Genomic DNA, 24,130 nt, shown 5'->3' on the forward strand with positions numbered 1-24,130 from the left:
ATGTTTTGGGGCCGCATAGCGGCCCCGACAGATCAGATCAGCGTGCTGGAAAGCCCTTCACGAACCTCCCACGCAGCCCTCACCGGTGCGAACGAACGCCGATGGATGGGCGTAGGCCCCAGTCGCGCCAGGGCTTCGAGGTGCAACGGTGTCGGGTAGCCCTTGTGCCCGCCGATGCCGTAGCCCGGATAGATCAGCTCGAAGGCGCTCATCTCGCGGTCACGCGTGACCTTCGCCAGGATCGAAGCGGCAGCGATGGCCGGCACCTGGGAATCGCCCTTGACCACCGGCGCTGCTGGCACCGACAGTTTCGGGCAGCGGTTGCCATCGATCAACGCCAGTTTCGGCGTCACGCTCAACCCTTCCACCGCACGCTGCATGGCCAGCATGGTGGCCTGCAGGATATTCAGCTGGTCGATCTCGACGACCGTGGCACGAGCGACACAGAAGGCCAGTGCCTTTTCGCAGATTTCGTCGAACAGCAGCTCGCGACGCGCCTCGGTAAGCTTCTTCGAGTCGTTCAGACCCAGGATCGGCCGCTGCGGATCAAGGATCACCGCTGCAGTGACCACGTCACCGCACAGTGGGCCACGCCCGACTTCGTCGACACCCGCGACCAGGTCTTCGACCAGGTTGAAATCAAGTCCCATCTGCATGTCATCGATCCTTCAACAATGCCAGCACCGCGTCGGCAGCCTGGTTCGAGGCGTCGCGGCGCAGGGTGCGGTGAATCTGATCGAAGCTATCGGTCTGCTCGCTACCGCCCACCACCAAGGGCGCGAGCGTGGTTGCCAGCGCTTCGGGCGTTGCGGCGTCCTGCAGCAACTCGGGGACCAGCAAACGCCGGGCCAGCAGGTTGGGCAGCGACACGTAGGGGCTCTTGACCATGCGCTTGAGAATCCAGAAGGTCAGCGGCGCAAGACGATAGGCGACAACCATCGGGCGCTTGTACAACAACGCTTCGAGAGTTGCGGTGCCCGAAGCGATCAGCACCGCGTCGCAGGCGGCCAGTGCCTGGTGCGACTGACCGTCGAGCAGGGTCAACGGCAGTTCGCGCCCCTGCAGCATCTGCTCGAGCTGCGCACGACGCGCCGGACTGGCACAGGGTGAAACGAAACGCACACCGGGCACCAACGCCTGCAAGCGCTTGGCAGTATCGAGGAACAACACGCCAAGGCGCCCCACTTCGCCGCCGCGACTGCCCGGCATCAAGGCTACCAGCGGTCCATCGCCCAATCCCAGCGAAGCACGTGCCCCAGCACGGTCAGCCTCCAGCGGGATAGTGTCAGCCAACGGGTGGCCGACGAAGCGTACCGGTACACCCTTTTCTTCGTAGAATTTCGCTTCGAAGGGCAACAGCGTCAGCATCAGGTCGCAGCCTTCGCGGATCTTCAGCACCCGCTTCTGCCGCCAGGCCCAGACCGACGGGCTGACGTAATGCACGGTCTTGATCCCGGCCTGACGCAACTTCAATTCGATGTTGAGGGTGAAATCCGGGGCGTCGATGCCGATGAACACGTCGGGCTTCTCGGCGATCAGTGTCTGGATCAGATCCTTGCGCCGCTTGAGCAGCTCACGCAGGCGCCCAAGCACCTCGACCAGCCCCATCACCGCCAGGCGCTCCATGGGGAAGTACGACTGCATGCCCTCGGCTTCCATCAACGGACCGCCGACGCCAATGAAGCGAACATCGGGATGGCGCGCCTTGAGCGCGCGCATCAGGCCGGAACCGAGGATATCGCCGCTGGCCTCACCGGCGACCAGCGCTACGCAAAGCGACGCCATGTCAGCGGGTGATGCCGCGGGCAGAATTGAGGATCGACTGGCGGAACAGTTCGACCTCCGGGTGCTGCCCGGCCAGTTCGTCCAGTTCCTTGATCGCCTCTTCCACGGTCAACCCCTGGCGATAGACGATCTTGTAGGCACGGCGCAAGTCATGAATGACCTCATCGCTGAAACCGCGACGGCGCATACCTTCAAAGTTCATGCTGCGCGCCTCGGCCGGACTGCCGAACACCGTGACGAACGCCGGAACATCCTTGCCGATCGCCGTGCCCATGCCAGAGAACGCGTGAGCGCCGATATGGCAGTACTGGTGCACCAGGGTATAGCCGGACAGGATCGCCCAGTCGCCCACATGCACATGACCGGCCAGCGCAGTATTGTTGACCAGGATGCAATGGTTGCCGATCACGCTGTCATGACCGATATGGGCATAGGCCATGATCAGGTTGTGATCGCCAAGCGTGGTTTCCGAACGGTCCTGCACAGTGCCGCGGTGAATGGTGACACCTTCGCGGATCACGTTGTGATCGCCGATCACCAGGCGCGTCGGCTCACCCTTGTACTTGAGGTCAGGTGTGTCTTCGCCGATGGAACTGAACTGATAAATGCGGTTGTGCCTGCCAATCCGGGTAGGCCCCTTGAGCACTACATGCGGACCGATGACGGTGCCCTCCCCGATTTCGACATCGGGGCCTACGATCGACCAAGGGCCGACCTCGACGCCGTCAGCCAGCCTGGCCGACGGATCGATGATCGCCCGCGGATCAATCGAACTCATAGGGAGCGTTCCGCGCAGGTGATCTCGGCCGAGCAGACGGCCTTGCCGTCGACCAGAGCACGGCACTCGAACTTCCAGATCATGCTCTTGCGGCTGAGGAACTTGGCCTCCAGCACGAGCTGGTCACCCGGCAGCACTGGCTGGCGGAAACGCAGCTTGTCGGAGCCGACGAAGTAGTAAAGAGTGCCATCGGCAGGCTTCGCATCGAGCATCTTGAAGCCGAGAATCCCGGCCGCCTGGGCCATCGCCTCGATGATCAGCACGCCCGGCATGATAGGGTGCGCCGGGAAATGGCCGTTGAAGAACGGCTCGTTGATGCTGACATTCTTGTAGGCACGAATGCTCTGGGCCTCGAAGTCCAGCTCCGTGACCCGGTCCACCAGCAGGAACGGGTAACGGTGAGGCAGGTATTCGCGAATCTCGTTGATGTCCATCATTTCGGGGGGAAGCCTGTAATAAGAATAGGGAGCGCAGGTGCTGACCACACGCTCCTTTTGCAGTCCAAAGAGGAGCCAGCTAGCGACTGTTCACTCTTGCTCAGGAAATGGTATCAGCCTTCTGATGCCGGCTGGCCACCTGAGGTCACGGTCTCGACGCGTTTTTCCAGTTGCTGCAGACGCTTGGACATCTCGTCGAGCTGACGTATACGTGCTGCGCTCTTGCGCCAATCGGCCAACGGCTGCATGGCAGTACCGGAAGAATAGCCGCCCGGCTCGGTGATCGAGCGGGTGACCATGGTCATGCCGGAGACGAAGACGTTGTCGCAAACATCAATATGACCGACCATGCCGACGCCACCCGCGATCATGCAGTGCTTGCCGATGCGCGTGCTGCCGGAAATCCCGACGCAAGCCGCCATCGCGGTATGGTCGCCGATCTGCACGTTGTGGGCGATCTGAATCTGGTTGTCGAGCTTGACGCCATTGCCGATTCGCGTGTCCGAGAGCGCGCCACGGTCCACAGCCGTGTTGACACCGATTTCCACATCGTCACCGAGCGTCACGCCGCCGATCTGGGCAATCTTCTGCCACACACCTTTCTCGTTGGCGAAACCGAAGCCTTCACCACCGATCACCGCACCCGACTGAATGACGACACGCTTGCCGATCGTGACATCGTGGTACAGCGTCACACGCGGGGCAAGCCAGCCACCTTCGCCGATGATGCAGCGGGCACCGACAACGCAATGCGCGCCAACGGTCACGTTCGCACCGATGCGCGCACCGCTTTCGATGACCGCGAACGGCCCGATGCTGGCGCTGGCATCCACCTGCGCATCGTCGGCTACCACGGCGCTGGGATGAACTCCCGCCACAGCCTTGGGCTTTGGATCGAACAGGTGAGAAATACGGGCGTAGGCCAGGTAGGGATCGGGGACGATCAGCGCATTGCCGGTGAAGCCTTCGGCATCCTCGGCCTTGATCAGTACCGCTGCCGCCTGGCTGTCATCCAGGAATTTGCGGTACTGACGATTGGCGAGGAAGCTCAACTGCCCCGGACCGGCTTCCTGCAAGGTGGCCAGTCCGGTGATTTCAAGCGACTCGGGGCCACTGAGCGTGGCCCCGAGGGTCTCGGCCAACTGACCGAGCGTAATGGTTACGGTCATATCAACGCGCTTGGTTCATGCGCTCGATGACCTGGCGGGTGATGTCATACTGAGGCTTGACATCGATTACCGCACCACGCTCAAGCACCAGGTCGAAACCACCTTTCTTGATGACTTCCTCGACGGCACCGTCGAGCTTGGGCTTGAGCTGCTTGAGCATATCGCGGTCAGCAACGGCCTTGGCTTCGTTCAGTTCCTTGGACTGGAACTGGAAGTCACGGGCTTTTTGCTTGAACTCGAGCTCCAGGCGCTCACGCTCCTGCTGCTGCATCTTGTCGCCACCCTTGATCAGTCGATCCTGGATGCCCTTGGCGCTGCTTTCGAGAGTTTTCAGCTGGTTCAGTTGAGGACCGAACTTCTTCTCGGCATCGACAGCGTACTTTTTGGCGGCGTCGGATTCGAGCAGCGCCATCTGGTAGTTCAGAACGGCAATCTTCATTTCGGCGAAAGCCGGGGTGGCGACCAGCGCCGCGGCCACTACGGCCAGTTGAGTCAACTTACGCACGATGCACTCCTGGATAAACCGTTGTCGTTAAGCAAGGGCCAAGCTTAGAAAGTCTGGCCCAGAGAGAATTGGAACACCTGGGTGTCGGCGTCGTCCGGTTTCTTGATCGGCATCGCCAGGCTGAAGCTCAACGGGCCCAGCGCGGTAATCCAGGTCACGCCCAGGCCGACGGAGCTGGCCATGTCGGAGAAACCGACCTTCGCGCAGTCAGGCTTGGAGCCGCAGTTGGTGTCGAACACGTTACCCACATCCCAGAAGACCGAGGTACGCAGCGAACGCTGGTCCTTGACGAACGGCAGCGGGAACAACAGCTCGACACCGCCCTGTACGAGGACGTTACCACCGAACGGCAGCGGGTCCTGGTCCGGGTCACGAATGGTACCCGGATTGGTGCCCTGGCTCGGCGTACTGCGTGGGCCGAGGCTGCTGTCCTTGAAGCCGCGGACAGAGTTGAAGCCACCCGCATAATAGTTCTCGTAGAACGGCAGGCCCGAGGTGCCGCCGAAACCATCACCATAGCCCAGCTCAGTGTGCAGGCGCAGGGTGTAGTCGTTGCTCAGTGGCTTGAACAGCTGGCCGCGGTAGTCGAGCTTGTAGAACGACAGGTCGCTGCCCGGTACGGTGGTTTCCAGGGTCAGGCTTTGCGAGTGACCACGGGTTGCCAGCACGCCTTTGTTCAGGGTCGATTCGGACCAGCCGATCGACGCCTTGAAGTTCAGGAAGTTGTCGCCTTCCTTGTCGAGGAAGTCGAAGATCTCGTCCACGGTGTAGCGACCGGTCTTGATCTTGTCCTGCTGGACGGTCAGGCCGTAGGTCAGGCGCGAGGTCTCGCTGATCGGGTAGCCCAGGCTGACGCCGGCACCGAGGCTGTCTACCGCATAGCTCGCCACGTCGACGTCGAGGTCGTCGTAGTTGGTGCTGCGGTAGAAGGCGTTGTAGCCCAGGCTCACGCCGTCGGCAGTGAAGTAGGGGTCAACGAAGCCGAAGTTGTATCGGGTCTGGTATTCGCTTCGGGTCAGGCCGATGGACACCTTGTTACCGGTACCCAGGAAGTTGCTCTGGCTGATCGAACCACCCAGGATCAGGCCCGCACTCTGGGCGAAGCCGACGCTGGCGGTGATCGAACCGGAAGCCTGCTCCTCGACCGCATAGTTGACGTCGACCTGGTCGTCGGTGCCTGGCACCGGCGGGGTCTCGACGTTGACTTCCTTGAAAAAGCCCAGGCGCTCGAGGCGGGTCTTGGACTGGTCGATGAGATAAGTGGATGCCCACCCACCTTCCATCTGACGCATCTCGCGACGCAGCACCTCGTCTTCGGTCTTGGTGTTGCCGCGATAGTTGATGCGGTTGACGTAGGCACGCTTGCCCGGATCGACGACGAACATGATGTCGACGGTGTGATCCTGGTCGTTCGGTTGCGGCACGCCGTTGACGTTGGCGAAGGTGTAGCCTTCGTTACCCAGTCGACGGGTGATCAGGTCGGAGGTGGTAGTCATCACCTTGCGCGAGAAGACCTGGCCAGGTTGTACCAGCAGCAGCGACTTGACCTGGTCTTCCGGCACTTTCAGGTCACCGGAAAGCTTCACGTCACGGACGGTGTACTTCTCGCCTTCGTTGACGTTGACGGTGATGTAGACGTGCTTCTTGTCCGGGGTGATCGATACCTGGGTGGACGCGATGTCCATGTTGATGTAACCGCGGTCCAGGTAGTAGGAACGCAGACGCTCCAGGTCACCGGAGAGCTTTTCACGGGCGTACTTGTCGTCGTTCTTGAAGAACGACAGCCAGTTGGTGGTTTTCAGTTCGAAGAGCTGGGAGAGGTCTTCGTCGCTGAACACGGTGTTGCCCACCACGTTGATGTGCTGGATCGCCGCGACGGTACCTTCGTTGATCTTGATCTTCAGGCCGACACGGTTGCGTGGCTGCGGCACGACCTCGGCATCGACCTCGGCCGAATAGCGGCCCTGGGCCACGTACTGGCGCTGCAGTTCGTTACGCACGCCCTCGAGCGTGGCACGCTGGAAGATCTCGCCCTCGGCCAGGCCGGACTGCTTCAGGCCTTTCATCAGGTCTTCGGTACTGATCGCCTTGTTGCCCTCGATCTCGATGCTCGACACCGATGGGCGCTCGACCACGTTGATGATCAGGACATTGCCGTCGCGATCCAGCTGGATGTCCTGGAAGAAACCGGTCTTGAACAGCGAGCGAGTCGACTCCACCAGGCGGCGGTCATCGACCTGGTCGCCTACGTTCAACGGCAACGCGCCGAACACGCTGCCGGCGGAAACCCGCTGCAGGCCGTTGACACGAATATCAGAGATGGTGAAGGACTCGGCGTGAACTTCAGCGATCATCAGTGCGGAGAGGACCGCAGTTAGCAGCAGACGTTTCATGAAGTCCTTTTATTCCAACTGGCAATAAACAACCCGCCACCGCAGCACGGCGGCAGGTTCGCAATAGAGCGAAGCGTTAAAGTCGACCCAGATCGTTGATCAGGGCGAGCAACATCACCCCAATGACCAAACTGATACCGATCTGGACCCCCCAACCTTGCACCCGATCAGAGAGCGGACGACCGCGCGCCCACTCGATCAGGTAGAACAGCAAATGCCCCCCATCCAGTACCGGGATGGGCAGCAGGTTCAGAACCCCCAGGCTTATGCTCAGGTAGGCCAGGAAATTCAGGAAATCCCCAACGCCCGACTGGGCTGAAGCGCCCGCCACTTTAGCAATGGTTATCGGTCCGCTCAAGTTTTTTACCGAGAGCTCCCCGAACAGCATTTTCTTCAGCGATTCAAGGGTCAGGACGCTCATGTTCCAAGTACGCGAGAGCCCCTCACCGACTGCTTCCAGCGGCCCATAGCTGACCTCTCGGAGCATGTTCGCAGGCCACTCGGCGCCTTTCACCCCAGCGCCCAGATAGCCTCCGGAGGCCTGCCCTTCCCCTTTGCGGGCCAGCGTCACAGGCAACTCCAGCTGTGCGCCATCACGCTCGATACGCAACTGCACCTTCGCGTCGGGGCGAGCCCTGACAGCGTCTACCACCTGCTGCCAGTCGCCCAGTGCAACGCCATCGAGCGTCAGGAGTTTATCGCCGCTCTTCAGCCCGGCTGCAGCGGCCGGTCCCTTGGGGTCGATTTCGGCGAGCACCGGGCTCACCGCCGGCCGCCAGGGACGCAGCCCCAGGGACTGGATCGGGTCGGGCTCATCGGCGCCCTTGAGCCATTGGTTCAGGCGGATCTCATGCTGGCGCTCCAGCGTGCCGCCATCATCGCGCACACCTACCCGCAGGCTGCCGCTCTCGCCGAGGCGGCGCACCAGCTGCAGATTGACCGCAGACCAGCCACTGGTCGGCTTGCCATCGATAGAAACAATTTCCTGGCCTGCCACAAGGCCCGCAGATGCCGCCAGGCTGCCAGACTCGACCGCACCGATGACCGGACGCACCTGCTGACTGCCAAGCATGGCGACCACCCAGAAGAACAGGATGGCGAGGAGGAAATTGGCAATGGGGCCTGCGGCAACGATAGCAATACGCTGCCCAACCGATTTGCGATTGAAGGATTGATCGGCAAGCGCCGGCGGTACCTCGCCTTCGCGCTCGTCGAGCATCTTGACGTAGCCGCCCAGCGGAATCGCCGCGACGACGAACTCGGTGCCATGGCGATCGTGCCAGCGCACCAGCGGCGTGCCGAACCCCACAGAGAAGCGCAGGACTTTCACCCCGCACTTGCGTGCCACCCAGAAGTGGCCGAATTCGTGAAACGTGACCAATACACCCAGAGCCACCAGGGTGCCGATAATCATGTAGAGCGCAGTCATATCCATCTCCGAATGACGTTCAGCCAGGCCTGGGGCCGATGGGAAATCAGCGGCCGTGGCGCCTCAACCACTCCCGGGACAGCTCCCGGGCTCGCTGGTCGGCGGCGAACACCGAATCCAGCGAAGGCAACGGCACTACCGGCTCCTGCTCGAGCACCTGTTCGATCATACCCGCGATTTCCGGGAAGCGGATACGCCGCTGGAGAAATGCCTCGACCGCCACCTCGTTGGCGGCATTGAGCACCGCCGGCGCGCTATTGCCCGCTTCAGCAGCTTCTCGCGCCAGGCGCAGGCAGGGGAACCGCTGCTCGTCGGGCGCCTGGAAATCCAGACGGGCGACCGCGAACAGGTCCAGCGGCGCAACACCGGAATCGATCCGCTCAGGCCATGCCAGGGCATTGGCGATCGGCGTGCGCATGTCCGGGTTGCCCAACTGCGCCAACACCGAACCATCCACATAGTCGACCAGCGAATGGATCACGCTTTGCGGATGCACCACCACCTCGACCTTGGCTGGCGCAGCATCAAACAGCCAGCAGGCCTCGATCAGCTCGAGCCCTTTGTTCATCATGCTTGCCGAGTCGACCGAAATCTTGCGCCCCATCGACCAGTTCGGATGAGCGCAGGCCTGCTCCGGCGTGACATCCATCAACGCCTTCGCCGAGGTTTCACGGAAGGGCCCGCCAGACGCCGTCAGCAGGATACGACGCACCCCCACTTGCGCCAGGCCGCGAGCATAGTCGCCGGGCAAGCACTGGAAGATAGCATTGTGCTCGCTGTCGATCGGCAGCAGCACTGCACCACTGGTGCGCACTGCCTCCATGAACAGCGCGCCGGACATCACCAGCGCCTCCTTGTTGGCCAGCAGCACCTTCTTGCCGGCCTGCACCGCCGCCAAGGTCGGACGCAGACCGGCAGCGCCGACGATGGCAGCCATCACGGTGTCCACTTCGCTGGCAGACGCAACCTGGCAAAGCCCTGCTTCGCCTTCCAGCACCTCGGTGGTGCTGCCCGCCGCCGCCAGCCCTTCACGCAGGCGGGCGACCGAATCGACGTCCGGCACCACCGCATACGCCGGCCGATGACGCAGGCACAGGGCCAGCAATTCATCCAGACGCGAATAGCCGCTCAGGGCAAACACCTGGTAGCGCTCGGGGTGGCGGGCGATCACATCCAGCGTGCTCAGGCCGATCGACCCGGTCGCACCGAGTACGGTAATCCGCTGCGGATGACTCACATCACACCCCATTCGGCCGCCCAGAGCAGCACGGCGAACATCGGGATCGCCGCGGTCAGGCTGTCGATGCGATCAAGCACGCCGCCGTGGCCGGGCAGCAGGTTACTGCTGTCCTTGATGCCTTCACGACGCTTGAACATGCTTTCGGTCAGGTCGCCAACCACCGAGGACATGACCACGATCACCGCGCCGACCAGGCCAAGCAGCAACTGCCCCAGCCCCCAGTCGCGCACGAGCCCGACCACCAAGGTGATCAACAGGCTCACGGCCATGCCGCCATACACGCCCTCCCAGCTCTTGCCGGGGCTGACGTGCGGCGCCAGCTTGCGCTTGCCAAAGGCACGGCCAGAGAAATATGCACCGATGTCGGCAGCCCAGACCAGTACCATCACCGCCAGGATCAAGCCATTGCCCAACGGCCAGTGCTTGAGCAGCAACAAACCTTGCCAGGCGGGCAACAACACCAGCAGACCGATCAGCAGACGGCAAGCGGCACTGCTCCACAACTCAGCGCTGCGTGGGTAGGTGAGCACCAGCCAGGTGGCCAATCCCCACCAGATCACCGACGCCCCCAGCACCCAAGGTGCAAGGTCCGGCATGAGGTAGAGCACCATCAGCGCTCCAGCGACCACGGCGGCATAGGCGATGCGCAATGGCTGGGCCATCAACCCGGCCAGACGCGCCCACTCCCAGGCACCAAGGGTCACCACGAAACCGATGAACAGGGCGAAATCCGCTCCGTTGAGCAGGAAGAAACCGCCCAGCGCGATCGGCAACAGGATCAGCGCAGTAATGATGCGTTGTTTAAGCATTAAGCACGAGCTCCAGCCTCGACCTGCTCGCTGGTCTTACCGAAGCGGCGCTGGCGCGAAGCGAAATCGGCCAGTGCACTACGCATGGCCTCGTGTTTGAAGTCCGGCCAGTACAGGTCGGAGAAATACAACTCGGCGTAGGCCAACTGCCACAACAGGAAGTTGCTGATGCGGTGTTCGCCACCGGTGCGGATGCACAGGTCGGGCAACGGCAGGTCACCCGTGGCAAGGCAGGTCTGCAGCAGACCGGGCGTGATGTCGTCCGGGCGCAGATGGCCGGCCTGGACTTCGCGCGCCAGGCGCTGGGCGGCCTGGGCGATATCCCACTGACCGCCGTAATTGGCAGCGATCTGCAGGATGAAGCGATCGTTGCCGGCAGTCAGCGCCTCGGCCTCTCGCATCGCCGCCTGCAGCTCCGGATGGAAGCGCGAACGGTCACCGATGATGCGCAGGCAGATGTTGTTGTCGTTCAGTCGCTTGGCCTCGCGGCGCAATGCCGAGAAGAACAGCTCCATCAACGCACCCACCTCATCGGCCGGACGCTGCCAGTTCTCGCTGGAGAAGGCGAAGAGCGTGAGCACTTCGACCTTGGCCTCGGCGCAGACCTCGATCACCGCACGCACCGCATCGACGCCGGCCTTGTGCCCGGCAACGCCAGGCAGCAGGCGCTTTTTCGCCCAGCGGTTGTTGCCGTCCATGATGATAGCGACGTGACGCGGCACCGACGAGGGTGCCGCCTGCTTGGTCTTTTCCATGAAAAAGTCCTGGCCTCAGACGGCCATCAGGTCCTTTTCCTTGGCTTTGAACGCAGCATCGACTTCCGCCACGAACTTGTCGGTCAGCTTCTGGATCTCGTCAGCTGCACGACGCTCTTCGTCTTCGCTGATTTCCTTGTCCTTGGTCAGCTTCTTCAGATCAGCCAATGCATCGCGACGCACGTTGCGCACGGCAACCTTGGCGTCCTCGGCAACGCCGCTGGCCTGCTTGGTGTAGCCCTTGCGGGTTTCCTCGGTCAGGGCCGGCATCGGCACGCGAATGGTGGTACCGGCGCTCGATGGGTTCAGGCCCAGGTCGGAGGTCAGGATGGCCTTCTCGATCGCGGCGCTGAGGTTCTTGTCGTGGGCGACGATCTTCAGGGTACGGGCATCCTCGACGGTGATCGCGGCCACCTGGTTCAGCGGCATCTCGCTACCCCAGGCAGGGACCTTGACGCCGTCCAGGATGCTTGGGTGGGCGCGACCGGTGCGGATCGCTGCCAGGTTGCGGGCCAACGCCTCGAGGGACTTGCCCATGCGCTCCTGCGCGTCTTTCTTGATGTCGTTGATCATGCTTCGCCTTCCTCGATCAAAGTACCTTCAGCGCCACCCACCACGATGTTCAGCAGGGCGCCAGGCTTGTTCATGTTGAATACCCGCAATGGCATCTTGTGGTCGCGGCACAGGCAGATTGCGGTCAGGTCCATGACACCGAGCTTGCGATCCAGCACCTCGTCGTAGGTGAGGTGGTCGAACTTCTCGGCATGCGGGTCCTTGAATGGGTCGGCAGTGTACACACCATCGACCTTGGTCGCCTTCAGCACCACGTCGGCATCGATTTCGATGGCACGCAGGCAGGCTGCGGAGTCGGTGGTGAAGAACGGATTGCCGGTACCGGCGGAGAAAATTACCACATCCCCGGAGTTGAGGTGGCGAATAGCTTTGCGACGATCGTAATGATCGGTGACGCCAACCATGGAGATGGCGGACATGACCAGTGCCGGGATGTTCGAGCGCTCCAGCGCATCGCGCATGGCCAGTGCGTTCATCACGGTGGCCAGCATGCCCATATGGTCGCCCGTGACGCGGTCCATGCCGGCTGCACTGAGCGCGGCGCCGCGGAACAGGTTACCACCACCGATCACCAGGCCGACCTGGACACCGATACCGACCAGCTGGCCGACTTCCAGGGCCATGCGGTCCAGCACCTTCGGGTCGATCCCGAAGTCTTCCGAGCCCATCAGGGCCTCGCCGCTAAGTTTGAGCAAAATGCGTTTATAGCGAGGTTGGCGACCACTCACCTGCTGAGCCATTGCGAGTCTCTCCTGCGGCGTACTTTTAGAAAATTCCGTGCGGGCTGTGTGCAGCCTGCTAACTGTAGCGTGGCACTGCTTCAGTGCCAGCGCACAGGGCCAGATAAACCCTTGCGCGCTTTGACAAAGAGGCTGCGCGCGTGAGCGGGCAGCCTCTTTGGGGCGACAGACGAGTCCGTCTTACTGCTTGGCGGCAGCGACCTGGGCGGCAACTTCGGCAGCGAAGTCGTCAACAGGTTTCTCGATGCCTTCGCCAACCTTGAAGTAGGTGAAGGAGACGATTTCAGCACCGGCTTTCTTGGCCAGATCGCCGACCTTGACTTCCGGGTTCATGACGAAGGCCTGCTCTTTCAGCGAGGCTTCTGCCTTGAACTTGGTGATACGGCCGTTGATCATGTTCTCGACGATGTTTTCCGGCTTGCCAGCGATCTTGTCGGCGTTCAGCTGCAGGAAGACACCCTTCTCGCGCTCGATGGCCTCGGCGGAGATTTCCGACGAATCCAGGAACTCAGGGTTCGAAGCTGCAACGTGCATGGCGATGTTCTTGGCCAGCTCTACGTCACCGCCTTTCAGAACGACGGCAGCGCCGATCTTGTTGCCGTGCAGGTAGGCACCGACCACGTCGCCTTCGACGCGAGCCAGACGACGGATGTTGACGTTCTCGCCGCACTTGGCGACCAGGGCTTCACGAGCAGCTTCACGCGAAGCGATCAGCGGAGCTGCGTCGGTCAGCTTCTGGGCGAAGGCTTCTTCCAGGCTTTCGGCGACGAAGTTCTTGAAGTCGTCTTGCAGGGCCAGGAAGTCGGTCTGCGAGTTCACTTCCAGCAGAACGGCGACCTTACCGTCGGTCTTGACGGCGATAGCGCCTTCAGCGGCAACATTGCCAGCCTTCTTGGCGGCCTTGATGGCGCCCGAGGCACGCATGTCGTCAATGGCTTTCTCGATGTCGCCGCCGGCCTTTTCCAGGGCCTTTTTGCAATCCATCATGCCTTCGCCGGTACGCTCGCGCAGTTCTTTGACCAGCGCTGCAGTAATTGCTGCCATTTCAAAATCCTCTTGGAAAGTTTTTCAACCATTCCACCCGTTCATCACGGGCGTTCAATTCTGGAAATCCACTGTCTTCACACCAGCGTCACACATGATGCGGCGTGCTTGCTGACAAGAGGATTTCAGGTGGCAAAAAGGGGGCCAAGCCCCCTTTTCGCGTGCCAAGTAGACGCCAGGCGTCAATTACTCAGCAGCTGGTGCCGCCGCTTCTTCAGCGTAGACTTCGGTACCGCCGGCAACGTTGTTGCGACCGCGGATGACGGCGTCAGCCATCGAAGTCATGTACAGCTCGATGGCGCGGATTGCGTCGTCGTTGCCTGGGATCACGAAATCAACGCCTTCCGGGCTGCTGTTGGTATCGACAACGCCGATGACCGGGATGCCCAGCTTGTTGGCTTCGGTGATTGCAATGCGCTCGTGATCAACGTCGATGACGAACAGAGCATCAGGCAGACCGCCCATGTCCTTGATACCACCCAGGCTGCGATCCAGTTTTTCCAGGTCGCGCGAGCGCATCAGGGCTTCTTTCTTGGTCAGCTTGGCGAAGGTGCCATCTTCGGCCTGGGTTTCCAGGTCGCGCAGACGCTTGATCGAAGCACGGATGGTCTTGTAGTTGGTCAGCATGCCGCCCAACCAGCGGTGATCAACGTATGGCGAACCGCAACGAGCAGCTTGCTCGGCGACCAGTTTGCCAGCGGAACGCTTGGTGCCGACGAACAGGATCTTGTTCTTGCCCTGGGCCAGGCGCTCTACGAACGACAGAGCGTCGTTGAACATCGGCAGGGTTTTTTCCAGGTTGATGATGTGGATCTTGTTGCGCGCGCCGAAAATGTACTTGCCCATTTTCGGGTTCCAGTAACGGGTCTGGTGGCCGAAGTGCACACCGGCCTTCAGCATATCGCGCATGTTGACTTGGGACATGATAGTTCCTTGATAAGTCGGGTTGGGCCTCCACGTATCCCAATGACCAACCCATGGATCCTAAGATCCCGGGCACCCAGGCCATCGTGTCGACACGTGTGTGGGTTTGAGCTGACGGGGACCTCCCCGAAAGCGGCGCATTTTATACCACAGACAGAAGACGAACGGAACCCGCAAGGTGTTTCATCCGTCAGCGGCTTTTGCAGCGGTTCGACAATCGCGCCAGAATGCCTTCCATAGACCACCGGATCCGCGGTTTTCTCCCCACAGAACGCCGCCCTGCTCTGTTAGAATCCGGCCTTTCCCGTTTGTTGCGCGCCGCCCGGCGCCGTAGAGAGCCTGTAATGACCGTCACCATCAAGACCGCAGAAGACATCGAGAAGATGCGCATCGCCGGCCGCCTGGCCGCCGAAGTCCTCGAAATGATCGAAGAGCACGTCAAGCCTGGCGTGACCACCGAGGAACTCGACCGCCTGTGCCACGACTACATCGTCAACGTCCAGCAGGCGATCCCGGCACCGCTCAACTACAAGGGCTTCCCCAAGTCGATCTGCACCTCGATCAACCATGTGGTCTGCCACGGCATTCCCAACGAGAAGCCGCTCAAGGATGGCGACACCATCAACATCGACGTGACCGTGATCAAGGATGGCTACCACGGCGACACCAGCCGCATGTTCCATGTCGGCACCGTCGCGCCCTGGGCCGAGCGCCTGTCCAAGGTCACGCAAGAGTGCCTGTACAAGGCCATCGAGCTCATCAAGCCTGGCTGCCGCCTGGGCGACATTGGCGAAGTGATCCAGAAACACGCTGAAAAGAACGGTTTCTCGGTGGTTCGCGAGTTCTGCGGCCATGGCATCGGCAAGGTCTTCCATGAAGAACCCCAGATCCTCCACTACGGCAAGGCCGGCACCGGCATGGAACTGAAAGAAGGCATGACCTTCACCATCGAGCCCATGATCAACCAGGGCAAGGCCGACACCAAGGTGCTGGGCGATGGCTGGACCGCCATCACCAAGGATCGCAAGCTCTCGGCACAGTGGGAACATACGCTGGTGGTCACCGCCACGGGTTATGAAATCTTCACCCTGCGCAAAGACGACACCATTCCCCGTACCTCGGCGTAATTCAACTCAGGAAGGCGACTCGATGCCCCAGGTGGATCCAGAGCTGTTCGACCGTGGCCAGTTCCAGGCGGAACTGGCGCTCAAGGCAAGCCCCATCCCCGCCTTCAAGAAGGCTCTGCGCCAGGCAGCAGACGTCTTCGACAGACGCTTTCGCGAGGGTGTCGAGATCCGGAGCTTGATCGAGGACCGCGCCTGGTTCGTCGACAATATCCTGCAGCAGGCCTGGAACCAGTTCGACTGGGGCAATCCGGACGGTATTGCCCTGGTCGCGGTCGGCGGCTATGGCCGCGGCGAGCTGCACCCCTGGTCGGACATCGACCTGCTGATCCTGCTCGACCAGGCGGAACACGAGCAGTATCGCGACGCCATCGAGCGCTTCCTGACACTGCTGTGGGACATCGGCCTGGAGGTCGGTCAGAGCGTGCGCACGGTCGAGGAATGCGCCGAGCAGGCGCGCGCCGACCTGACAGTGATCACCAACCTGATGGAAAGCCGCACCGTCGCCGGCCCCGAGACGCTGCGCGAGCGCATGCTGGAAGTCACCAGCACTGCGCACATGTGGCCGAGCAAGGAGTTCTTCCTGGCCAAGCGCGCCGAGCTCAAGGCACGGCACCACAAGTACAACGACACCGAGTACAACCTGGAGCCCAACGTCAAAGGTTCGCCAGGCGGCCTGCGCGACATCCAGACCGTACTCTGGGTTGCCCGCCGCCAGTACGGCACCCTCAACCTGCACGCGCTGGCCGGTGAAGGTTTTCTGCTGGAAAGCGAGAACGACCTGCTGGCCTCCTCGCAGGCCTTCCTCTGGCGCGTGCGCTACGCCTTGCACATGCTTGCCGGACGTGCCGAAGACCGCCTGCTGTTCGATCACCAGCGCAGCATCGCGGCGCTGCTCGGCTACAGCGACGAGAACCCCAAGCGCGCCATCGAGCAGTTCATGCAGCAGTACTACCGGGTGGTGATGAGCATCAGCCAGTTGTGCGACCTGATCATCCAGCACTTCGAGGAAGTGATACTCGCTGACGACAACGGCAGCACCCAACCGCTGAACACGCGCTTTCGCCTGCATGATGGCTATATAGAAGCGGTCAATCCGAACGTCTTCAAGCGCACTCCGTTCGCCATGCTGGAGATCTTCGTGCTGATGGCCCAGCATCCGGAGATCAAGGGCGTACGCGCCGATACCGTGCGCCTTCTGCGCGAACATCGGCACCTGATCGACGACAAATTCCGCAACGATATCCGCAATACCAGCCTGTTCATCGAGCTGTTCAAGTGCGAGATCGGCATCCACCGCAACCTGCGGCGCATGAACCGCTATGGCATCCTCGGTCGCTACCTGCCGGAATTCGGCCTGATCGTCGGACAGATGCAGCATGACCTGTTCCACATCTATACGGTCGATGCGCACACGCTCAACCTCATCAAGCACCTGCGCAAACTGCAGTACACCCCGGTGTCGGAGAAATTCCCGCTGGCCAGCAAGCTCATGGGACGCCTGCCCAAGCCTGAGCTGATCTATCTCGCCGGCCTCTATCACGACATCGGCAAGGGTCGCCAGGGCGATCACTCCGAGCTCGGCGCGGTGGACGCGCAAGCCTTCTGCGAACGCCACCAGTTGCCGGCCTGGGACTCGCGCCTGATTGCCTGGCTGGTGCAGAGCCACCTGGCGATGTCCACCACGGCCCAGCGCAAGGACCTCTCCGACCCACAGGTGATCAACGATTTTGCACTGTTCGTCGGCGACGAAACCCGCCTGGACTACCTCTACGTGCTGACCGTGGCCGACATCAACGCCACCAACCCCAGCCTGTGGAACTCCTGGCGCGCCAGCCTGCTGCGCCAGCTCTACACCGAAACCAAGCGCGCGCTGCGCCGGGGCCTCGAAAACCCGCTGGACCGTGAAGAACAGATCCGCCAGACCCAGAGCGCGGCGCTGGACATTCTCGTGCGCGAAGGCACCGACCCGGACGATGTAGAGCAACTCTGGTCGCAGCTGGGCGACGACTATTTCCTCAAGCACACCGCAGCGGACGTGGCCTGGCACAGCGATGCAATCCTTCAGCAGCCGGCCGATGGCGGCCCGCTGGTGCTGATCAAGGAAACCACCCAGCGCGAGTTCGAAGGCGGCACGCAGATCTTCATCTACGCGCCCGACCAGCACGATTTCTTCGCCGTGACCGTGGCGGCGATGTCGCAGCTCAACCTGAACATCCATGACGCCCGCATCATTACCTCCAGCAGCCAGTTCACCCTCGACACCTACATCGTGCTCGACAACGACGGCGGCTCGATCGGCGACAACCCGCAGCGGGTCAAGCAGATACGCGAAGGGCTGACCGAGGCACTGCGCAATCCCGAGGATTACCCGACCATCATCCAGCGACGCGTGCCGCGCCAGCTCAAGCACTTCAACTTCGCGCCGCAGGTGACCATCCTCAACGACGCCCAGCGCCCGGTGACCATCCTCGAGATCACGGCCCCCGACCGGCCCGGCCTGCTGGCGCGCCTGGGACGGATCTTCCTGGAGTTCGACCTGTCGCTGCAGAACGCCAAGATCGCCACCCTCGGCGAGCGCGTGGAAGACGTGTTCTTCATCACCGATGCCGACAACCAGCCGCTCTCCGACCCGCAACTGTGCAGCCGCCTGCAGGAAGCCATCGTCGAACAGTTGCAGGCCGGCCAGTCCAGCGATACCAGCCCCACCCGCGTGACCTTCTGACGATTACGAGACCTTGCGCCGATGAACCATGCCTTGACCCAGCTTCAGCCCTACCCCTTCGAAAAGCTCCGCGCCCTGCTCGGCAGCGTGAAGCCTGCCGCGGACAAACGCGCCATTGCCCTGTCGATCGGTGAGCCGAAGCACGAATCCCCGGCGTTCGTCGCCAAGGCCCTGGCCGACAACCTCGACAAATTGGCGGTCTACCCCAGCACACTCGGCCTGCCGGCCCTGCGCCAGGCCATCGGTCAGTGGTGCGAGCGCCGCTTCGGCGTACCCGCCGGCTGGCTCGATGCCGACCAGCACATCCTGCCGGTCAACGGCACCCGCGAAGCGCTGTTCGCCTTCACTCAAACAGTGGTCAACCGCGCCGATGACGGCCTGGTCGTCAGCCCCAACCCGTTCTACCAGATCTACGAGGGCGCGGCGCTGCTGGCCGGCGCCACCCCGCACTACCTGCCATGCCTGGAAAGCAACGGTTTCAATCCGGATTTCGACGCGGTACCTGCCGAGATCTGGAAACGTTGCCAGATCCTGTTCCTGTGCTCCCCAGGCAACCCCACTGGCGCGCTGGTGCCGATGGACACCCTGAAAAAACTGATCGCCCTGGCCGACGAGCACGATTTCGTGATCGCCGCCGACGAGTGCTACAGCGAGCTGTACTTCGACGAAGACGCCCCGCCGCCTGGCCTGCTGAGCGCCTGCGCCGAACTCGGCCGCAGCGATTTTGCGCGCTGCGTGGTGTTCCACAGCCTGTCCAAGCGCTCCAACCTGCCGGGCCTGCGCTCAGGCTTCGTCGCGGGCGACGCCAGGATCATCAAGCCATTCCTGCTGTACCGCACCTACCACGGTTGCGCCATGCCGGTGCAGACGCAACTGGCCAGCGTGGCCGCCTGGCAGGACGAGGCCCATGTGCGGGCGAACCGCGATCAGTACCGCGCCAAATATGACGCCGTGCTCGAGATCCTGCAGCCCGTGATGGATGTACAGCGCCCGGATGGCAGCTTCTACCTGTGGGCCAAGGTGCCGGGCAGCGACACCGACTTTACCCGCGACCTGTTCGAGGCCGAACACGTGACCGTGGTGCCTGGCTCGTACCTGTCGCGTGAAGTGGATGGCGTCAATCCCGGAGCCGGACGCGTGCGCATGGCGCTGGTTGCGCCGCTGGCCGAGTGTATCGAGGCGGCCGAGCGGATTCGCGGGTTCCTCGCAGGGCGCTGAAATGCCCCTCGTCTCGGGGCTGGCGTCGATGTCAGCCCCGAGGCAACTATCCACCGGCCCCTCGCCCCTGCACCGGCACATTGTTCGCTCCCGACCAAGGAGCTGAGCGATATCCTGAAGGTCGCCTGCCAATGGCTGGAGCATGCAAATCTCGAGTTCGGTCATGCCCCGGGCATGATCATGAGCATGAGCACCCGGGCGCGGGGATGCCTGAACGCATGTCACCGCACAGACTTATGTAATGCTACGTAGCTTGATCCGTCGTAGATCATCCTGAGTTTCCAACCACACCAGGAACTCTCCGATGCATACACCCTCCCCACCCCGCTGCCGTCAGCGCACCGAGCAGCAGCTTTCCCATGATCTGGCCGTTACCGAGAACCCCCACAACAGAGGCCAGAGCAACGGCGGTCGAAAAAAGCGCGGACTGATACAGACCGGCCGACTATGGGCACCCGGTCGTACTTTGTGGGTCTCGTTTCTCGGTGCTCCGGACAGAAAGCTCAAGATGTCGGTCTTCGAACTGGGTTGCCAGTGGGTGGAACTTTCCGACGCCAACCTGACGCTTGATCTATCAGAGGATGATGACAAACATGCCCAGATCAGGATCCTCACAGGCAAGCATGCAGAGCACAACGAATCAGACATCGGCACCGATGCACTGGCTTATGAAGACGACACCATGGCGCTGAATGTCATACCGGGGGATGAAACATTCGAATCCACCGTGTTACACGAGTTCGGCCATGCGCTGGGGTTCGAACATGAACATCTGCACCCCGATGCCAGCATCCCCTGGAACGAGCCGTTGCTAATCGAAGCTCACAAGCGTGCGGCTGGCTGGTCAGAGCAAGACGTCAGGGAGCAATACCTGAACAAACGGCCCGACAGCGGACTGATCAAAACCCAGTACGATCCGCTATCCATAATGCATTACCCGATTGCGGCCTGGATGACCTTGGATAATTCCGAGATAGGCCAGAACACAGAGCTCAGTGCGAAAGACATCGACCTGATGCGCCTGGCCTACCCGCACGACTGACGCTAACGAACCTGCCCCAGGTTCGCCTCGCTCATGTCCAACTCCCCCAGCACCTGGCGCACGACTTCATCCCCCACCAGGTGCTGGCGGTGCAGGCTGTAGAGCTCCAACCGCTGCGCACGCAATGCGCGCAGGCGCAGGCGGCGCTCCAGAAGATCCATCTGCTCGGCCAATGCACGCGCTTCGGCGCTGTCGTTGTAGCTGTCCAGCTCGTCCCGGTACTCTGCCATCAGGCGCGCCTTCAGCTCGGTCGCCAGCGTCGCCTGGGCGGCATCCTGCGGGGCATTGGCATCGACGACCTCCTCGGCCTCCAAGGCATGGATGGCCGCTTCTGCAGTACGCCTCCAGGCTTCCTGCACCTCCTGGTGCAGGCGCTCGTCCGGGCTCTTGGTCACCCCGCGCAACAGGATCGGCAGGGCGATGCAGGCACTGATCAGCGACAGCAGGATCACCCCGGCGGCAATGAAGATCAGCAGATCACGCTCCGGGAACGCCTGGCCGGCCCCGATCAGCAAGGGCACCGACATCACACCCGCCAAGGTCACAGCCCCCCGCACACCGCCAAGGGTCAACAACCAGCACGAACGTGCGCTGGGCATCAGCACCAACGCCGACTTACCGCGCCAGCGGCGCACCACGCCGATAGCGCGCCACACGCTCTGTACCCAGACGAACCGCAGCAGCACCAACGCCACGAAGATCGCCACCACATCGAGGCAACGCCAGGCCAGGGTCGGCCACAACGACGTTTCGTGGCTGACAACTGCCTTGATGATGTCGGGTAATTGCAAGCCCAGCAGCAGGAAGATCAGACCATTGAAGGCGAACTCCAGCAGCGACCAGACGCTGCGGTTGAGCAGGCGCGTGCTGGTCTGGCGCGGCAACAGGTCGAGCCAGCTCTGCATCATCCCTGCCGCCACCGCAGAGAGAATGCCCGAGACACCTAGTCGTTCGGCCAGTACGTAGGCGGCAAACGGCAACAGCAGCATGAACACCACATGCGTCGCCGGATCGTCCCAGCCCCGGGCGATCATCCAGGCACGCAGGCGCCCCACCAGCCAGCTAAGACCCACGCCAACCGCAAGCCCGCCGATGGCTACCAGCACGAACGTCAGGCTGGCATCGGTCAACGAGAATACCCCGGTAATGGCAGCTGCCAACGCGAACTTGAACGTCACCAGGCCCGAAGCATCGTTCATCAGTGCTTCGCCCTGGAGCATGTGCATCAAGGGGGTTGGCAGGCGATCCTGGGTAATCGCCGAAACCGCCACCGCATCAGTGGGCGAGAGCACCGCGGCCAGGGCGAACGCTACCGGCAGTGGAATGCTTGGCAGGATCCAGTGAATGAAGTACCCCGCTCCCACCACGGTGAACAGCACCAACCCCACGGCCAAGGCCACCACCGGGCCACGAATGCGCCAGAGCTCACGCTTGGGGATGCGCCAGCCATCGGCGAACAGCAGCGGCGGCAGGAACAGAAACAGGAACAGCTCGGGATCGAGGGCCACATGCAGCCCAAGCGTGGGCCAGGCCAGCAGCGCGCCGGCCGCGATCTGCACCAGCGGCAAGGGCAGCGGCACCATGCGTCCGACCAGCTTGGAAAGGCTCACCAGCATCAGCAGGATAAGAACGGTATAGGCTGACTGCATTGGCAAGACTTCCTGTATGAAAGCAGACACGAAAAAAAGGGCCAGACTTCGCCCTTGAAACAATATGTTAGCGGCGAGCGGTGATGATGCACCGCTGAACCATGGTCGAACGCTACCCAGCAATGTGTAACACAATGCTACCTGAGAGGTCGTGATACAGATCGATCGCCTAGCCGGACAGCAAGCCGTGGCGCCAGGCCCATCGATACCGCATAATCGCCCCACCCATTCTTCAAGGAGTATCGGGGACGCCAGGTCCGGCCCGGCAGCCCCAGGCATTCAATGGCTTACACTCTCTACGGCATCAAAGCCTGCGACACCATGAAAAAGGCCCGCACCTGGCTTGAAGAACAGGCCATCGGTTACGCGTTCCACGACTACAAGACCCAAGGCATCGACCGTGACAGCCTCGAGCGCTGGTGCGACGAGCACGGCTGGGAAGTCGTGCTGAACCGCGCCGGCACCACCTTCCGCAAGCTCGACGAGGCCAGCAAGGCTGACCTGAACCAGGCAAAGGCCATCGAGCTGATGCTGGCTCAACCGTCGATGATCAAGCGCCCGGTGCTCGATCTGGGTGACCGCACCCTGGTGGGCTTCAAGCCCGACCTGTACGCCGCGGCACTGGCCTGATTCCGCTCCACACCCTATTTCGCACGAGGTAATTGCATGTCCACCACTCTGTTCAGCCTGGCCTTCGGTGTCGGCACCCAGAACCGCCAGGGCACCTGGCTGGAAGTCTTCTACGCTCAGCCCCTGCTCAACCCGTCCACCGAGCTGGTCGCGGCCGTCGCTCCGATCCTCGGTTACGAAGGCGGCAACCAGGCGATCGCCTTCAGCCCGGCCCAGGCCGCCCAGCTCGCCGACGCGGTCAAGGGCGTGGATGCCGTCCAGCACGCATTGCTGACCCGCCTGGCCGAAAGCCACAAGCCGCTGGTCGCCACCCTGCTCGCCGAAGACGGCGCGCTGACCTCAACCCCCGAGGCCTACCTCAAGCTGCACCTGTTGTCGCACCGTCTGGTCAAGCCGCACGGCGTTTCCCTGGCCGGCATCTTCCCGCTGCTGCCGAACGTGGCCTGGACCAACCAGGGTGCCATCGACCTGGCCGAACTGGCCGAGCAGCAACTGGAAGCACGCCTGAAGGGCGAACTGCTGGAAGTGTTCTCGGTGGACAAGTTCCCGAAGATGACCGACTACGTGGTCCCGAGCGGCGTGCGTATCGCCGACACCGCCCGCGTGCGCCTGGGCGCCTATATCGGCGAAGGCACCACCATCATGCACGAAGGCTTCGTCAACTTTAACGCTGGCACCGAAGGCCCGGGCATGATCGAAGGCCGTGTCTCGGCAGGCGTGTTCGTCGGCAAGGGCTCGGACCTGGGCGGTGGTTGCTCGACCATGGGCACCCTGTCCGGTGGCGGCAACATCGTCATCAAGGTTGGCGAAGGCTGCCTGATCGGCGCCAACGCTGGTATCGGTATCCCGCTGGGCGACCGCAACACTGTCGAAGCCGGCCTTTACATCACCGCTGGCACCAAGGTGAACCTGCTCGACGAGCACAATGAGCTGGTCAAGGTGGTCAAGGCCCGTGACCTGGCCGGCCAGACCGACCTGCTGTTCCGTCGCAACTCGCTCAACGGCGCAGTCGAGTGCAAGACCCACAAGTCGGCCATCGAGCTGAACGAGGCGCTGCACGCACACAACTGAGAACCTTGCAGGCCTCTGTAGAAGCGGGCTTGCCCGCGATCAGCGGACTCTCGGCGTCTGAGATGTTAAGATCGGGTCTGGCACCACGCC

22 protein-coding genes are annotated in these 24,130 nt (G+C 62.1%); 6 read left to right on the forward strand and 16 right to left on the reverse strand.

Going from position 1 to position 24,130, the window contains the following annotated elements:
• Nucleotides 1-32 precede the first annotated feature (32 nt).
• The 15 genes from rnhB to rpsB all read right to left on the reverse strand — a co-directional run bounded on the left by rnhB (nucleotide 33) and on the right by rpsB (nucleotide 14,581).
• Nucleotides 33-656, reverse strand: coding sequence for a ribonuclease HII (gene rnhB / locus ACTYOL_RS21515; RefSeq protein WP_054891068.1), 624 nt, complete (start codon nucleotides 654-656; stop codon nucleotides 33-35).
• Between the two features lies 1 nt (nucleotide 657).
• Entirely contained in the window at nucleotides 658-1,785 is a 1,128-nt protein-coding gene (lpxB, locus tag ACTYOL_RS21520; RefSeq protein ID WP_197890739.1) for a lipid-A-disaccharide synthase, read from the reverse strand.
• 1 nt (nucleotide 1,786) lies between these two features.
• Entirely contained in the window at nucleotides 1,787-2,563 is a 777-nt protein-coding gene (gene lpxA / locus ACTYOL_RS21525) for an acyl-ACP--UDP-N-acetylglucosamine O-acyltransferase (protein WP_054891070.1), read from the reverse strand.
• Entirely contained in the window at nucleotides 2,560-3,000 is a 441-nt protein-coding gene (gene fabZ, locus ACTYOL_RS21530) for a 3-hydroxyacyl-ACP dehydratase FabZ (protein WP_054891071.1), read from the reverse strand. The genes lpxA and fabZ overlap by 4 nt, the downstream gene beginning before the upstream one ends.
• Before the next feature lie 113 nt (nucleotides 3,001-3,113).
• Nucleotides 3,114-4,169: a UDP-3-O-(3-hydroxymyristoyl)glucosamine N-acyltransferase gene (lpxD, locus tag ACTYOL_RS21535; protein WP_200603604.1), complete on the reverse strand. Its 1,056-nt coding sequence runs from the start codon at nucleotides 4,167-4,169 to the stop codon at nucleotides 3,114-3,116.
• A 1-nt stretch (nucleotide 4,170) separates the two neighbouring features.
• Entirely contained in the window at nucleotides 4,171-4,674 is a 504-nt protein-coding gene (locus tag ACTYOL_RS21540; protein WP_054891073.1) for an OmpH family outer membrane protein, read from the reverse strand.
• 44 nt (nucleotides 4,675-4,718) lie between these two features.
• Nucleotides 4,719-7,067, reverse strand: coding sequence for an outer membrane protein assembly factor BamA (bamA, locus tag ACTYOL_RS21545; RefSeq protein WP_200603605.1), 2,349 nt, complete (start codon nucleotides 7,065-7,067; stop codon nucleotides 4,719-4,721).
• A gap of 76 nt (nucleotides 7,068-7,143) precedes the next feature.
• On the reverse strand, nucleotides 7,144-8,496 hold the full coding sequence (gene rseP / locus ACTYOL_RS21550; RefSeq protein WP_197890566.1) for an RIP metalloprotease RseP: 1,353 nt from the start codon (nucleotides 8,494-8,496) through the stop codon (nucleotides 7,144-7,146).
• Between the two features lie 46 nt (nucleotides 8,497-8,542).
• Nucleotides 8,543-9,733, reverse strand: a complete 1,191-nt coding sequence (gene ispC / locus ACTYOL_RS21555; RefSeq protein WP_054891076.1) for a 1-deoxy-D-xylulose-5-phosphate reductoisomerase — start codon at nucleotides 9,731-9,733, stop codon at nucleotides 8,543-8,545.
• Nucleotides 9,730-10,545, reverse strand: coding sequence for a phosphatidate cytidylyltransferase (locus ACTYOL_RS21560; RefSeq protein ID WP_054891077.1), 816 nt, complete (start codon nucleotides 10,543-10,545; stop codon nucleotides 9,730-9,732). Before ACTYOL_RS21560 ends, ispC begins: the two co-directional genes overlap by 4 nt.
• Nucleotides 10,545-11,300, reverse strand: coding sequence for a polyprenyl diphosphate synthase (uppS, locus tag ACTYOL_RS21565; RefSeq protein WP_054891078.1), 756 nt, complete (start codon nucleotides 11,298-11,300; stop codon nucleotides 10,545-10,547). Before uppS ends, ACTYOL_RS21560 begins: the two co-directional genes overlap by 1 nt.
• 15 nt (nucleotides 11,301-11,315) lie before the next feature.
• Complete coding sequence (gene frr / locus ACTYOL_RS21570; RefSeq protein WP_054891079.1) at nucleotides 11,316-11,873, reverse strand: ribosome recycling factor; 558 nt, start codon at nucleotides 11,871-11,873, stop codon at nucleotides 11,316-11,318.
• Nucleotides 11,870-12,613 carry a UMP kinase gene (pyrH, locus tag ACTYOL_RS21575; RefSeq protein ID WP_023381972.1) on the reverse strand — a complete coding sequence of 248 codons (744 nt, stop codon included), beginning with the start codon at nucleotides 12,611-12,613 and terminating at the stop codon, nucleotides 11,870-11,872. The genes frr and pyrH overlap by 4 nt, the downstream gene beginning before the upstream one ends.
• Nucleotides 12,614-12,793: 180 nt before the next feature.
• On the reverse strand, nucleotides 12,794-13,657 hold the full coding sequence (gene tsf, locus ACTYOL_RS21580; RefSeq protein ID WP_063545921.1) for a translation elongation factor Ts: 864 nt from the start codon (nucleotides 13,655-13,657) through the stop codon (nucleotides 12,794-12,796).
• Nucleotides 13,658-13,843: 186 nt separating this feature from the next.
• A complete protein-coding gene (rpsB, locus tag ACTYOL_RS21585) occupies nucleotides 13,844-14,581 on the reverse strand; it encodes a 30S ribosomal protein S2 (RefSeq protein ID WP_054891081.1) in 738 nt (245 codons plus the stop codon).
• Between the two features lie 344 nt (nucleotides 14,582-14,925).
• Between rpsB and map the strand changes: the two genes are divergently transcribed.
• The 4 genes from map to ACTYOL_RS21605 all read left to right on the forward strand — a co-directional run bounded on the left by map (nucleotide 14,926) and on the right by ACTYOL_RS21605 (nucleotide 20,690).
• A complete protein-coding gene (gene map, locus ACTYOL_RS21590) occupies nucleotides 14,926-15,708 on the forward strand; it encodes a type I methionyl aminopeptidase (RefSeq protein WP_054891082.1) in 783 nt (260 codons plus the stop codon).
• A gap of 22 nt (nucleotides 15,709-15,730) precedes the next feature.
• Entirely contained in the window at nucleotides 15,731-18,430 is a 2,700-nt protein-coding gene (locus tag ACTYOL_RS21595; protein WP_054891083.1) for a [protein-PII] uridylyltransferase, read from the forward strand.
• Nucleotides 18,431-18,451: 21 nt separating this feature from the next.
• On the forward strand, nucleotides 18,452-19,648 hold the full coding sequence (dapC, locus tag ACTYOL_RS21600) for a succinyldiaminopimelate transaminase (RefSeq protein WP_444757035.1): 1,197 nt from the start codon (nucleotides 18,452-18,454) through the stop codon (nucleotides 19,646-19,648).
• A gap of 304 nt (nucleotides 19,649-19,952) precedes the next feature.
• Nucleotides 19,953-20,690, forward strand: coding sequence for a M12 family metallopeptidase (locus ACTYOL_RS21605; protein ID WP_444757036.1), 738 nt, complete (start codon nucleotides 19,953-19,955; stop codon nucleotides 20,688-20,690).
• A gap of 2 nt (nucleotides 20,691-20,692) precedes the next feature.
• Here the strand turns inward: ACTYOL_RS21605 and ACTYOL_RS21610 are convergent, their stop codons facing one another.
• Complete coding sequence (locus ACTYOL_RS21610; protein ID WP_054891085.1) at nucleotides 20,693-22,339, reverse strand: Na+/H+ antiporter; 1,647 nt, start codon at nucleotides 22,337-22,339, stop codon at nucleotides 20,693-20,695.
• Between the two features lie 282 nt (nucleotides 22,340-22,621).
• Between ACTYOL_RS21610 and ACTYOL_RS21615 the strand changes: the two genes are divergently transcribed.
• Together ACTYOL_RS21615 and dapD are read left to right on the forward strand one after the other, a co-directional pair.
• Complete coding sequence (locus tag ACTYOL_RS21615) at nucleotides 22,622-22,969, forward strand: ArsC family reductase (protein WP_054891086.1); 348 nt, start codon at nucleotides 22,622-22,624, stop codon at nucleotides 22,967-22,969.
• 36 nt (nucleotides 22,970-23,005) lie between these two features.
• On the forward strand, nucleotides 23,006-24,040 hold the full coding sequence (gene dapD, locus ACTYOL_RS21620; protein ID WP_153773130.1) for a 2,3,4,5-tetrahydropyridine-2,6-dicarboxylate N-succinyltransferase: 1,035 nt from the start codon (nucleotides 23,006-23,008) through the stop codon (nucleotides 24,038-24,040).
• Nucleotides 24,041-24,130: the final 90 nt, after the last annotated feature.

Source organism: Pseudomonas sp. A014, from assembly GCF_052378495.1.
GTDB lineage: Bacteria > Pseudomonadota > Gammaproteobacteria > Pseudomonadales > Pseudomonadaceae > Aquipseudomonas > Aquipseudomonas machongensis.

What these genes read in the sequence shown, in the direction of transcription:
- rnhB (WP_054891068.1), bottom strand. Translation starts at nt 656, where the DNA reads ATGCAGATGGGACTTGATTTCAACCTGGTCGAAGACCTGGTCGCGGGT.
- lpxB (WP_197890739.1), bottom strand. Translation starts at nt 1,785, where the DNA reads ATGGCGTCGCTTTGCGTAGCGCTGGTCGCCGGTGAGGCCAGCGGCGAT.
- lpxA (WP_054891070.1), bottom strand. Translation starts at nt 2,563, where the DNA reads ATGAGTTCGATTGATCCGCGGGCGATCATCGATCCGTCGGCCAGGCTG.
- fabZ (WP_054891071.1), bottom strand. Translation starts at nt 3,000, where the DNA reads ATGATGGACATCAACGAGATTCGCGAATACCTGCCTCACCGTTACCCG.
- lpxD (WP_200603604.1), bottom strand. Translation starts at nt 4,169, where the DNA reads ATGACCGTAACCATTACGCTCGGTCAGTTGGCCGAGACCCTCGGGGCC.
- bamA (WP_200603605.1), bottom strand. Translation starts at nt 7,067, where the DNA reads ATGAAACGTCTGCTGCTAACTGCGGTCCTCTCCGCACTGATGATCGCT.
- rseP (WP_197890566.1), bottom strand. Translation starts at nt 8,496, where the DNA reads ATGACTGCGCTCTACATGATTATCGGCACCCTGGTGGCTCTGGGTGTA.
- ACTYOL_RS21560 (WP_054891077.1), bottom strand. Translation starts at nt 10,545, where the DNA reads ATGCTTAAACAACGCATCATTACTGCGCTGATCCTGTTGCCGATCGCG.
- uppS (WP_054891078.1), bottom strand. Translation starts at nt 11,300, where the DNA reads ATGGAAAAGACCAAGCAGGCGGCACCCTCGTCGGTGCCGCGTCACGTC.
- frr (WP_054891079.1), bottom strand. Translation starts at nt 11,873, where the DNA reads ATGATCAACGACATCAAGAAAGACGCGCAGGAGCGCATGGGCAAGTCC.
- pyrH (WP_023381972.1), bottom strand. Translation starts at nt 12,613, where the DNA reads ATGGCTCAGCAGGTGAGTGGTCGCCAACCTCGCTATAAACGCATTTTG.
- tsf (WP_063545921.1), bottom strand. Translation starts at nt 13,657, where the DNA reads ATGGCAGCAATTACTGCAGCGCTGGTCAAAGAACTGCGCGAGCGTACC.
- rpsB (WP_054891081.1), bottom strand. Translation starts at nt 14,581, where the DNA reads ATGTCCCAAGTCAACATGCGCGATATGCTGAAGGCCGGTGTGCACTTC.
- map (WP_054891082.1), top strand. Translation starts at nt 14,926, where the DNA reads ATGACCGTCACCATCAAGACCGCAGAAGACATCGAGAAGATGCGCATC.
- ACTYOL_RS21595 (WP_054891083.1), top strand. Translation starts at nt 15,731, where the DNA reads ATGCCCCAGGTGGATCCAGAGCTGTTCGACCGTGGCCAGTTCCAGGCG.
- dapC (WP_444757035.1), top strand. Translation starts at nt 18,452, where the DNA reads ATGAACCATGCCTTGACCCAGCTTCAGCCCTACCCCTTCGAAAAGCTC.
- ACTYOL_RS21605 (WP_444757036.1), top strand. Translation starts at nt 19,953, where the DNA reads ATGCATACACCCTCCCCACCCCGCTGCCGTCAGCGCACCGAGCAGCAG.
- ACTYOL_RS21610 (WP_054891085.1), bottom strand. Translation starts at nt 22,339, where the DNA reads ATGCAGTCAGCCTATACCGTTCTTATCCTGCTGATGCTGGTGAGCCTT.
- ACTYOL_RS21615 (WP_054891086.1), top strand. Translation starts at nt 22,622, where the DNA reads ATGGCTTACACTCTCTACGGCATCAAAGCCTGCGACACCATGAAAAAG.
- dapD (WP_153773130.1), top strand. Translation starts at nt 23,006, where the DNA reads ATGTCCACCACTCTGTTCAGCCTGGCCTTCGGTGTCGGCACCCAGAAC.